This window comes from Flammeovirga pectinis (genome assembly GCF_003970675.1).
In the GTDB taxonomy this organism is placed as follows: Bacteria; Bacteroidota; Bacteroidia; order Cytophagales; family Flammeovirgaceae; genus Flammeovirga; species Flammeovirga pectinis.
Window position 1 is genome coordinate 2,617,173 of record NZ_CP034562.1, and the last position, 12,334, is coordinate 2,629,506.

A 12,334-nucleotide genomic window follows, 5' to 3' on the forward strand; every position below is an offset into this window, starting at 1 on the left:
ATTTACGTGAATTAATGATGAATATCACCATAAAACAGGAATAATAATCTGATTTAGGTGCGATAAAATATGTAAAATTGCGCTAAATTTATTTTAAGATAATTTAATATAATCTATCAGAACGTCTAATTTTTTTTAAGTATGTTAAAAAAACTATTATCCTTTACACTACTGTTGCTTACGTGTGGTGTTGTACAAGCGCAAGACTTTAGTATTGATGCTCAATTAAAACCCCGTTACGAGCACAGAAACGGTTTTAATCAACTAAGACCATCAAATGGTGATGCTGATCGTGCTGCTGACTTTGTTTCACAACGTGCGAGAATAAGAATGTTATTTAATGATAAAAGTAACAAGTTTCGTTTCGGTTTTTCTGCACAAGATGTAAGAACTTGGGGTGAAATTGGAAACTTTGCAAATAAAGACAATGGAAACTTTTCTATTCATGAAGCTTGGGGTGAATTACTTTTCACAGAAGAGTTTAGTGTAAAAGCTGGTCGCCAAGAAATTTCTTATGATGATCAAAGAATCTTTGGTGCTGTAGATTGGGCGCAACAAGGTAGAAGCCATGATGCTGCAGTTTTCAAATATGAAAAAGCATTTAAATTACATGCTGGTGTTGCAATATCTGCAACTGGAGAAACTCCTTATTACAATCCTGGTGTAAACAACTATAAAGCATTACAATACCTATGGTTTAACAAGAAATTTGACCAATTAAGTATCTCTGCCTTATTCTTAAACAATGGTGTTGAGCAAGATGTTGCTGGTAACCAAACAAGTATGCCTGCTGACTTTGAGACTATTTATAGCCAAACTTTAGGTGCACACGGTGAATGGAGACCAGGTAAATTTGGTTTAAATGCATCTTTCTACTATCAAATGGGTGCTGTAGGAGCTGGCAAAACAGATCTAAATGCATACAATGCTCTAGTTGAAGTTTTATTCCAAGCATCTGAAGGGTTAAGCCTTAATATTGGTGGTGAAATTTTATCTGGTACTGATGCAACTGCTACTGATGGAGTTAACAGAACATTTAACCCTCTTTACGGTACAAACCACAAGTTTAACGGACACATGGATTACTTCTATGTAGGTGGCGCTTCTCGTTTACCACAAGGTGGTTTAACTGATATCTATTTAGGTGCTACTTATAAAATGAACGAATGGAAATTCTATGGCAAAGTACATTCTTTCCAATCTAGTGCTGTAATTGTTGACGGTACTGGTGCTGAAGTAGGTAACAACTTAGGTACTGAATTAGATTTAAATGCTAATTACAAATTCAACGACTACATCTCTATTCAAGGTGGATGGTCTGCAATGTTTGCTACAGAATCTATGCAATATTCTACTGGAGCTAACGCTGGAGGAGACTATGAGAAATTCAACAACTGGGGTTGGATGGGAATCGTGATCAAGCCAACGCTTTTCACTACAAAGAAAAAAGAAGCAAAAACTCAAGGTTAATCTAACCTTTTTGTCTAGTCCGTCCATAGCGTTACAGATTTAGACTACTATATATTGATAGCATCGGGTGTAGACTCGGTGCTATTTTTACTTTTATAAGTTCTCATTTTTATTTCACTTTGCTGATGCATCTCAACAGGTGTCTTCATATAATTACTCCAATGAGGCCTTTCATTATTGTAAATATATACAGATTCTCTAATAAATTTATTCATCAAATCGAGATCATTAATTTTTATTCCTAAAATAAATTCTTGCTTAAGAATTCCGTTTATTCTTTCTGCTACCGCATTTTGATAAGGGTCGTAAGATTCCGTCATCGAGCACACTATTTTATTTTCCTGAAGATGTCGTTGATACTCATGACTACAATATTGTAGTCCTCTATCTGAATGATGTATCATTGGTAAATCAACATAGCTTCTATTGTGTACTGCTTCTTTTAATGCTGCAATAGCTCCATTTGCATTCAAACTATCTGATACATTTAACCCCATTATTTTCTTAGAATAAGCATCTGTTACCAAGGAGAGATACATTGGGTTACTACGCTCACCTATGTAAGTTATATCAGAAACTAATACTTGTTCAGGTCTTTTTATTTCCAAGTGTTCAATAAGATTTTTATGCTTTTTAAACCTGTGATGAGAATTTGTAGTGACATGATATTGTTTTTTAGGCTTGATATTGAGTCGATTAGCCCTCATGATGTCAAAAAGCTTATCTCGACCTACATTTAGTAATTGCAATTCAGGAAGAAGTAATTGATATAATTTCCTTGTCCCTATTTTAGTTTGCTTCAAACGAATTCTTTTCACTAAGTCTACTACTTTAGATGCAATACTATTATTGTTTTTTACTTTCCTTTTCGAACGATAATAAATTTGTCGATTTAACCCAAGCAATTCACAAGTCGGTTTGACTCCTATTTTTTCTTCGTTTTTGAATTGGTCAACTGCTTGGGTAAAGACTTTTTTCTAATCGGAATATTAAACTCATCCTCAGCAATATCGATCATCATATCAAAGAAAATTGCTTTTTTATCTGTTACGTAAAGTTGTTTTTCTAAAGAAGCTTTTTGCTTCTCTAATAATAGAACCTTTTGTTCTAGCTCCAATAATTTTTGTTCTGGTGTCTTTCCCATTTTTAAATCAGATTTATTATCCCAATCTAAATTACCATACTTTCTTATCCAAGTACGGACCGTAGCATGACCTTGGATTCCATATTTAAGTCTTGCTGCTGTTATACCTATTTCTCCTCGTTCCACTTCATCTACAACTTGTAATTTAAAAGAGTAGCTGTAATCTTTTTGTGTGCGCTTAGTGTATTGATATTCTTGATGATCATTCATAATGTTACGTTTTGTGTAACACTAATTCAGGACGAGACATTTGATATAGCAAAAAGGGTTGATGTTTAATTACATCAACCCTTTTTTTATTAGTACGTCTTTTTTAAAACAGCTACTATAGCTATGCTGAAATTATATTCTTAGCTAATTTTAGAATACTTTCTACTTGTTGATCTATCGTTAAACCAGAAGTATCAACTACAACAGCATCGTCAGCCTTCTTTAAAGGACTTTCTTTTCTAGTTGAATCCAAATGATCTCTATTACGAATATCAGCCTCTACATCTTCTAGAGAAGTATCAACCCCTTTAGATTCCATTTCGACTAATCTTCTTTTTGCACGAACAGTCACATCAGCAGTCATAAAAATTTTAAGCTCTGCATTTGGGAATACAACGGTACCGATATCTCTACCATCCATTACAATCCCTTTCTCTTTGCCCATTTCCTGTTGTTCTGCAACATTAAATACTCTTACAGCTTTAATACTGGCAACATCACTTACTCTACTCGTTATCTCCATATTTCTAATAAACGGTTCTACATTTTCTCCGTTTATATGGATCTCACCAATACCTGACGTAGGGTTTAAAACAAATTTAAGTGATATTTCTTTTAATGCATTTTCAACTTCTAATGCATCAGAAAAATCAACATTATTTGATAAGAAATAATATGTTACTGCACGGTACATCGCACCTGTGTCAATAAAAATGTAATCAAGTTCTTTTGCTACTGCTTTAGCTGTTGTACTTTTTCCGCACCCAGCATGTCCATCAAGTGCAATAATAATTTTTTCCATTGATAGTTGTATTCTTTATGATATCATAAATTGTCTAACAATATACAAAACAAAACCCTATGTAAAACATTTTCACATAGGGTTTTGCTGCAAATATTAATGTGTTAACTACTTCTTAAATAACTTTTTGAATACTACTGCATAGTAATCAGTATCAAAGAGTTTAACATCATTTTTAGCTTGGAAAGTGAAGAATATACCAATTACAAATAAGAATATATTCGATAGCCACGCACCAAGTATAGGATCAATAATTAACTCCTTCGCCATCTTTTCTCCTGAAATTGTCATGATATAATAAATGACAAAGAAGAATACAGAAACAAGAACGGGAACTCCCAACCCTCCTTTCTTAATAATAGCTCCAAGAGGTGCTCCAATTAAGAACATCATCAAGATAGCCACTGCAGTAGATATCTTTTTCTGTTGATCTAATGTGTACTTAACATCTTCTCTCATCTGATTTTTATGTCTAGATGCATTCGATTTTAATACATTATAGAAACTTGATGCACTATTGTAAGCAGAAGACGCAATTCTTAATCTATTTTCCTTTTTAGTAGGATCATATTTCTTTTTCGTCAACTTATCTTTTTTATGCTCTCCTTTATGAGAAGTATGTCTGTAATAAAATTGAGTTTCTCCATTTTTAACTAACATACCACTGTAGTCTACCATAGCTTTTTGTAAAGAATCTTGTTCAGTTTCTAACTGCTTTCGGTTCTTCATCAAATTATGGCCCATGAAAAGGTCTTCTTTTGTTTCATTCATTGCATAAGATTCCATACTAAAATAGAATATTGATGAATCAAACTCAGAATGAACATACTGAATTTCAGCTTTACTTTTCTTATCTTCTACCTCACTATAAGCATTACCATTAAATAATGTCAACATTAAAAATGTATCATCATTAATTAATTGCATTTTACCATCTTTGGCAAGAATTACTTCTTTATTACCTCGGTGTCCTTCGTGCTTATAGATAATAACATCATGGATACCTTCTCCATCTTTATCTTTAGAAGCTACTTTAATGCTATAACCATCTAAACCGTCATAAAAAGCACCTTCCTTAAGGTTAATAGTAGGTTTAGTCTGTTTTATATCATAAAGTAAACTGTATGCTTTTAAATTAGCTTGAGGTACAATTGTATCGTTATAAACTAATTGAACTAGTGTAACTACAATTGTAAACAAAAATATAGGTCGTAAAACTCTTAATAGAGAAATACCAGCTCCTTTAATAGCAGTTAGTTCTGAATGCTGCCCTAAGCTACCATAAGTCATTAACGTTGCTAGTAAAACAGCAAGTGGTAACGCTACAGGAACTAGTGCTAATGCAAACCAGAAAAATAATTCCATGTATACATCATATCCTAAGTCTTTTCCTAAGAAATAAACAAACTTAGAGATCATGTATTGAGACCAAAAAATAAATAGTACAATTGACGATGTTAAGACAAATGGACCAATGTATTCTTTTAATAATAGCTTATCTAGCTTCTTCATACTTTGTTGTGTGATTTCTCATACACTCAAGAAATTTTTCAAGAGTACTACAAATCTAAAAAACTGAATACTATTTTAAACCCTTAATGGGATAGTTATTCAAGATTTTTAAAACTTTAACAACTATTCTTATTCAGAATATTCATCAATAGCTTCTTCGAGAGCACTCATTTTACTTGGAGTGTATTTTCCGTATGTTATAAATAGTACTTTTCCTTCTGGTGAAAGAATGTAAAAATAAGGATCATCCTTAGCTCCTAGGCCTAAATTGGCTTTATGATGTTTCACATCTCCTAAGACAATTGCCACATTTTTGTGCAATTTACTATCTATTTTCTTTTTCATGTTCGATTTAATAGATTTCTCTGCAGATTTTGCAATTCCACGAGCAAGTGCTAAAAAATACATATTGACATCGTACCCTGCCGACCCAAATATATCAGATTTTGGAGGGTTGATAAAAGTATCGTAGATAGGTTGCATCCAAGATTCTAAATTCTCTTGTGATTTTTTAGAATAAGCGACACCAATTAAAGTCACTTTACCTTTTACAGCACCTGGAAATGTGATCGATTTATCTGTTAAGGTTTCTGCCTTAATTGTTGGAAATGTTTTTCCTTTTTGAGCAAAAGATAATAATGACGTTAATAATATAACTGTAATAATAAATAGTTTTTTCATCTTAAAAATTAATCTTTTGAATATCTAAATCTTCGGTATAAACTAATAGTAATGTTATTAAGGTATATCCCATACCTCTTAATGCTTCGCCATATCTTTTGATTTGTTTTTCATGGTCTTTCTCATAAACACCTGTTTTATAATCAATAATTACAGCTTCTTTATTTTTGATCAATAATCTATCTGGACGGTCTACTTTTACCTGTTTCATATTTCCTTTTGTAGGGAAAACTATTTCAGATTCATTCAGCACTTCATATCCAGTATTCTTATCATAATATTTTTCTAATTCAGGATGATTGACAACATCAATTAATCTCCCAATATAGTCTCCTGTTTCTGAAGATGAGATAAAACCGTTTACTTCTAGAATTCGAACAGCATCATGTACATCATCTTTGTATTTGATATATTCGAATGCTTTGTGTACTAAAATACCACTTTCCTGAGCTTCAATAATATCCTCAAATGAAACGGTATTTTGACCTTGTTCATATGCTCCACTTTTTAAACGAAGTTTATCTGTGTTATCTGTATGAATGAGGTCTCTAATTAAAGTCGCTTCTTCTATTTTCTCCTTTTTATCTCCTTCAATATCAATATCAAAAAATTCATACTCATGAAATTCAATATCATCAATTGTTGATGTATTAAGTTCTTTTGCTGTATCAACTGCCGATATATATTTTAGCAACGGTACCGCAATAGTATCTTTAGTTTCTGCTTTTACACCCTTTGTACTTATTTTTGCTTCTTCATTAAAAAATAAATGGAGGTATTTTTGTGCTCTAGTAGTACCTACATACAACATATTAACTGCATCGATATAGGTATCTCTAAGTTCTAATAAATACCCTTCTTCAAAAGCAGTTCCTTCTAATTTTTTAGAAAGAGGTAATTGCACTGCATTTAATTCTGGCACATCAGTATTATCTTCCCAATCAAACCATTTAGCTTCTCCTTTCCTTGGTGTTGTTGACCAATTTGCAAAAGGCAATAAAACAACAGGAAATTCTAAACCTTTAGATTTATGAATACTTAGTATTCGTACAGCATTCGTATTATCTGGAGTAGAAATTGATAAATTTGATTTCTTTAAATCCCAACGTACTAAAAAATCTTGTGCTGAGTTTCCATTTACTTCTGTATGGTCTAATACAAAATCTAGAAATTTAATCAGGTACGCCTGTTCTGTAATACGCAAATTCAATTTAAAATCTCGCACTAAAAATTCGACTAAATCATATAAAGATTTTCTTCTTAATTGAGAAACTGAGAAATTTATATCAAATTCATCCTTTAAAAAAGTTTCAAAATCTTTATGATTTGAACATGCCTCTACTCTATCTCCAATTCTTATATAATCATCTCCCTCAATTGGTAAAGAAGTTGTATTCACTTCACTCCACCTATCATTATTTACATCTTGAAGATGCGCATGAACAAATCTTGCAATCTTCATAAATAATACCTTATCAGACCTTCTAACTAATAAGCGGATTACATTGGCAAGAAATTGAATACTTGGTGCACTTTCTACTAAAAGTGATTCACTCGAAATAACCTCTATCCCCTCTGAAACTAATTTTTCTGCAATTGCAGAGCCATCTTTATTAAATCGAACAAGTAGTGCTATATCACTATATTGAAATTTTTTCAACTCTACAAGTTCATGAATTGTATCTGCAATTTTTTGTAGCGAAGCCTCTTGTACTGTTTCTTTACTATCTATCTTCTGACAGACAGACATCCTTACTTGTCCTCCAATTCTATGGTTTGTCTTTTGCTTAACATCTTGATAAAATTGAGAAAGTAACTCATCTCCTTTATCTTTTTCAATAAATGAATAAAGGTCATTATTAAAGTTGATGACGTTAGAATAACTCCTCCAGTTAGTATCTAAATTTTGAGGGTCAGCATAACTTTCTAAAGTATATTCTTCTTCCTCTAAAGCAGTATTTTTTGCTGTTGGAAGTTTTGGAAGTGCCACTAACATTTCGGCTTTTCCACCTCTCCATCTATAAATAGATTGTTTTGCATCTCCGACAACCAAACACTCTCCATTATACATAGAAAGTGCATGAGCGACCAAAGGAACTAAATTATGCCATTGAGTTTTTGATGTATCTTGAAACTCATCAATTAAAATATGACGGTATTTTTCTCCTAATCTTTCATATAAATAGGGAACAGGAGAACTTTCAACAATTTTATTAATGTTCTCTCCTATTTCTGAGATATGTACAATTCCTTGCTCTTCTTTTAAGTTCTTCATCTCATCTTTTAATACCTGAGCGGTAATTATGAGATAAATTTTATCGTATACTGTCTTTATTAATTGTGCCTTTGCAATTAATGAAATTAATGCAGTAAGTCTTTCCTGATAAATAGGCAATGCGGCATCGTAAATAGCAGGACTAGATTTATAATCTCCCACTTTTACAAGCACCTTTCCTGTATCAGCCTCAAAAACTTTTATAGCTGTTGTATTTGGTGTTACATCAATTTCAGCAATTGACCCATCAAATTTCTTAGCATATGAACATACGTATCGGCCTAGTGAGTCGATGGGTACACCAGCCGCAGACATTGCATTTTTAAACTCCTCATAAGCCGCATCCTTTTCTTTTTGTAGGTCTTGATAAATCATCTTCTTCAACTTTTTAGCTAAAGAAGTATAATCTTCAATATTCATTTCTACATTAGTGACTGGATTAACCCCTAATTTCTCAATAATTTTCCTTTGATCTTCATCAAAAAGTACGCTCCCAAAACTCTTAATCTGAGGTACAACATCCCAACTTGTATTTTCTTCAGCTTTTTTGATAGAGAATGTCTCTAATGCCTCTGTCAACATTTTGTGTTCATCTCTACCAAGTTTATCCATTAAAATGTAAGTCGCATCTTCTATTAACTCCTCTCCATTTAAGATTAACTCATAATTAAATGGAAATTTAAGATCACGCTTAAATGCTTGTGCCACTTTTTGGCTAAATGCATCTATGGTACTAACAGAAAAATTAGAATATCCATGTAAAATTCTTTGATGAACAATTGCAGATCTGCGATAAACACGATCTAAAACAATTTTTTCATCCATTCCTTTATAGTCGGCTACAATAGCCCCCAACATCCCTTCCTTATCTGGAGAAGGTTTCCCTGCAAACACTTTCAATTGCTCTAATATTCGCTCTTTCATTTCTGAAGTAGCTAAATTGGTAAAAGTTACAGCCAAAACATGTTTATAATAACTTGGTTGAAACTCTTCATCAAAGACGTTTAATTGAAGAACAATTTTAATATATTCCTTTGCAAGGGTAAATGTCTTTCCTGCTCCCGCAGAAGATCTATAAATTTTAAACATTGATTATTTTAATGGGTTTTTGAAGTTACCTATCAAAGATAAAAGGATTTGAACGCATATCAATTAAGAAAATTTCTTTTTACCAATTGATTTTCTTTTTTACGATGTCCCTGTAAGTTTTTCCTATTGGAATTTCTTTATCATCAATCCATAAAGCATGTGTTTCAAAAGCCGTCACATGATTAAGGTTAACAATATAAGATCTATGCACCCTTATAAACTGATACTTTTCTAATTCTCGTTCTAACTTAGTTAAAGAATTAAGCGAAATAATTCGTTGTTTATCCTTTACATAAAAAGAAACATACTCTTTTAAACCTTCTATGTAAAAAATATCTTTGGTGAAAAGTTTATGAATTTTCTGATCTCCCTTTATAAAAATAACATCATCATTACCTGCTGTATCTGTTGGTTGCTTTTTTAGTTCTAAAAACTCCACTCCTTTATTAATTGCTTTCATAAACCGTTCAAAAGAAAATGGCTTGAGCAAATAATCTATTGTGTCTAACTCATAAGATTGCACTGCATATTCTGAATAAGCTGTTGTAAATATAACCACTGGTTTGACTGCCAATGATTTCACGAAATCTATCCCCGATAATTCAGGCATCTGAATATCAACTAAAAGAATATCGATAATTCCTGATCGCATTACTTCCATTGCTTGTAAAGGAGATTTACAACTTCCTACTTCATTTAAAAATGGAACTTTTGATATAAAAGCTGATAATAAGTTTCTAGCCAACTGCTCATCGTCTACAATTAGGCAATTATATGTTTTTTGCATGTATAGATATTGTTAATTCTCTGTAAGTTGTAAAACACTTTCTATTTTTCAACACAAATTATGTATTCATTATCTATGAATTGTTAGATTTGTAGTAATATTTCAATAAAACAATTATGAACGGAGATACAATTTTTTATATAATAATAGCTCTACTAACAGGAGAGTTTGTTTTGGAAAGGGTACTTAGTCGCCTTAATATTAAAGCAATGAGTGCTGCTTTACCAAGTAAACTATCTGGATTATACGACAAAGAGGAGTATAAGAAATCACAAGAATATCAGATTGAAAAAGATAATTTAGGCCTTTACAGCAGTGCTGCATCTTATTTATTGACACTGATTTTACTCTCTACAGGAGGTTATGCTTGGATAGATTCTTTTACTAAAGATCATTTTGATTCTAATACTGGACAGATACTTGCATTTTTTGCAATCGTAGCCATCTTATCTGATATAATAAGTATTCCTTTTGAATGGAAAAACACATTTTCTATTGAAGAAAAATACGGATTTAATAAAATGACTCCTAAAACTTTTATTATTGATAAAATTAAAGGTTATGCATTAGGAGGTGTTATTGGAGGATTACTTTTATGGGGGTTTGTTGCTTTCTACAGTAATTTCCCTGATACATACTGGATTATTGCATGGGTTGTATTTATGCTTTTTGCATTAGGAGCAACAATGTTCTACGCAAACATAATCTTACCTATGTTTAATAAAATCACTCCTTTAGAAGATGGCGAATTACGTACTGCGATAGAGAAATATGCAGAGGGTGTTGACTTTCCTTTAGGGCGAATTATGGTAATGGACGGATCTAAACGTTCTACTAAAGCAAATGCATTCTTTAGTGGTTTAGGTGGCAATAAAAATATAGTATTATATGATACGCTAATTGAGAAACTTAGTATCGATGAAATAGTTGCTGTTTTAGCACATGAAGTTGGGCATTACAAACGTAAACATACTTTGCAAATGTTCTTCATTTCTGCTGTAAACATGTTTATTACTTTATTTATCCTTAGCAAATTTATTGATTCGAAAGAATTAGCAGAAGCAATGGGAGCATCAAAAAGTAGTGTATTTGTTGGAGCTGCAAAACATTCATTATCACCATTAAATTTGGTTGCATTCTCAATGCTTTACAGTCCAATTTCATTAATAACTGGGATTGTTATCAATGCTTTTTCTAGAAAAAATGAATTTGAAGCAGATGCTTTTGCTAAAGACACGTCTTCTAGCCTTGCCTTAATTGATGCATTAAAAAAGCTATCGGTTGATTCATTGAGTAATTTAACTCCAGATGAGAATTATGTGAAAATGCATTATTCTCATCCTCCTCTTTTACAGAGAATGGAAGCAATGGAGGATTAGTTCTATTCTTCAAAATTACAAACAAAAAAGCCAGAATAACTTTCATTATTCTGGCTTTTTTATTTATGATCGAAATTTACAAATCAATCTTTTTATCTTTTGTGCTACATGCCGGAAGTAAATCATTTAAAGATTTTTTCTTTAAAATATCTAACTGAGCATCTCTAACATCAAGCATTACAGCCTTTAATGTGCAATTGACCTCATCATCACAATCATCACAAGGTTCGTAATAATTTAAGCTAACGCAAGGTAAAGGAGCAATAGGTCCTTCAATCATTCTGTGGATATCACATAAAGTAACCTCTTCAGGGTCTTTAATTAAATAATATCCCCCGCCTTTTCCTTTTTTACTACTTAGTACTCTTCCTTTACGAAGTTCTAAAAGAATACTTTCTAAAAATTTCTGAGAGATATGCTCTTTATCAGCTATTTCGCTAATAAGAACAGGTCCTTCACCATATTTTGAGGCCAAAAATCGTAATGCCTTTAATGCATATTTTGTCTTTTTGGATAGCATATTAATCCTATAGTTTAAACAAGTTTAATAGAGTTTGTATGTAAACATAATTAAGTTATTAATAATTTTATCTATTTCACAGTTAAAATAATGTCAACGTGCACTTTTTACACTTTAATTCAATGAAAACGGAATATTTATTGTTTTCTAGGTAGAATATCTATTATTTTCAAGAATCATTTTTTAAACAAGCAGTCATGTTAGATCAAATACAAGAATATTACGCAATGCTCACAGAAGAGCAAAAATATACACTCTTAATCGTTGTAGCAGCCATCATTTTTGTTGTCTGGAAAATTGCAAAAGCTGCTATTCGTATTGTAGTAATTGTTGGTATTTGCCTTTTAGGGTATTATGCTTATACTCAATTCGAACCTTCCGGAATAGAGAAAGCAGGGAAAAAGGTACAATACCACATTGATAATGTGGTAGATTAGACTTTAGTAACTGAAATACAGATTATTA

General features: G+C 31.9%; 11 protein-coding genes. 3 read left to right on the forward strand and 8 right to left on the reverse strand.

The features are described 5' to 3' along the window. Positions 1-141: 141 nt before the first annotated feature. Positions 142-1,470 carry an alginate export family protein gene (locus EI427_RS10410; protein WP_126614333.1) on the forward strand — a complete coding sequence of 443 codons (1,329 nt, stop codon included), beginning with the start codon at positions 142-144 and terminating at the stop codon, positions 1,468-1,470. A 47-nt stretch (positions 1,471-1,517) separates the two neighbouring features. Here EI427_RS10410 and EI427_RS10415 read toward each other — a convergent pair whose 3' ends face one another. From EI427_RS10415 to EI427_RS10440, 7 genes are all read right to left on the reverse strand, one after another. After that, the gene (locus tag EI427_RS10415) at positions 1,518-2,375 is read right to left on the reverse strand and encodes an IS3 family transposase (RefSeq protein ID WP_205727838.1); all 858 of its coding nucleotides are present in this window, start codon (positions 2,373-2,375) and stop codon (positions 1,518-1,520) included. A 20-nt stretch (positions 2,376-2,395) separates the two neighbouring features. After that, on the reverse strand, positions 2,396-2,824 hold the full coding sequence (locus EI427_RS26160; RefSeq protein WP_205727839.1) for a transposase: 429 nt from the start codon (positions 2,822-2,824) through the stop codon (positions 2,396-2,398). Between the two features lie 121 nt (positions 2,825-2,945). Further along, positions 2,946-3,626: a (d)CMP kinase gene (cmk, locus tag EI427_RS10420; RefSeq protein ID WP_126614335.1), complete on the reverse strand. Its 681-nt coding sequence runs from the start codon at positions 3,624-3,626 to the stop codon at positions 2,946-2,948. Between the two features lie 108 nt (positions 3,627-3,734). Then, positions 3,735-5,138: an LptF/LptG family permease gene (locus EI427_RS10425; RefSeq protein ID WP_126614337.1), complete on the reverse strand. Its 1,404-nt coding sequence runs from the start codon at positions 5,136-5,138 to the stop codon at positions 3,735-3,737. Positions 5,139-5,267: 129 nt separating this feature from the next. Next, on the reverse strand, positions 5,268-5,819 hold the full coding sequence (locus EI427_RS10430) for a hypothetical protein (RefSeq protein ID WP_126614339.1): 552 nt from the start codon (positions 5,817-5,819) through the stop codon (positions 5,268-5,270). Position 5,820: 1 nt separating this feature from the next. Continuing rightward, positions 5,821-9,183, reverse strand: coding sequence for a UvrD-helicase domain-containing protein (locus EI427_RS10435; RefSeq protein WP_126614341.1), 3,363 nt, complete (start codon positions 9,181-9,183; stop codon positions 5,821-5,823). Positions 9,184-9,262: 79 nt separating this feature from the next. Further along, on the reverse strand, positions 9,263-9,970 hold the full coding sequence (locus EI427_RS10440) for a LytR/AlgR family response regulator transcription factor (protein WP_126614343.1): 708 nt from the start codon (positions 9,968-9,970) through the stop codon (positions 9,263-9,265). A 116-nt stretch (positions 9,971-10,086) separates the two neighbouring features. Here EI427_RS10440 and EI427_RS10445 point away from each other — a divergent pair, with 116 nt between their 5' ends. Further along, a complete protein-coding gene (locus tag EI427_RS10445; RefSeq protein ID WP_126614345.1) occupies positions 10,087-11,349 on the forward strand; it encodes a M48 family metallopeptidase in 1,263 nt (420 codons plus the stop codon). Positions 11,350-11,425: 76 nt separating this feature from the next. Here EI427_RS10445 and EI427_RS10450 read toward each other — a convergent pair whose 3' ends face one another. Then, positions 11,426-11,869, reverse strand: a complete 444-nt coding sequence (locus EI427_RS10450) for an RrF2 family transcriptional regulator (RefSeq protein WP_126614347.1) — start codon at positions 11,867-11,869, stop codon at positions 11,426-11,428. A 197-nt stretch (positions 11,870-12,066) separates the two neighbouring features. Between EI427_RS10450 and EI427_RS10455 the strand changes: the two genes are divergently transcribed. Next, a complete protein-coding gene (locus EI427_RS10455; protein WP_126614349.1) occupies positions 12,067-12,306 on the forward strand; it encodes a hypothetical protein in 240 nt (79 codons plus the stop codon). Positions 12,307-12,334: the final 28 nt, after the last annotated feature.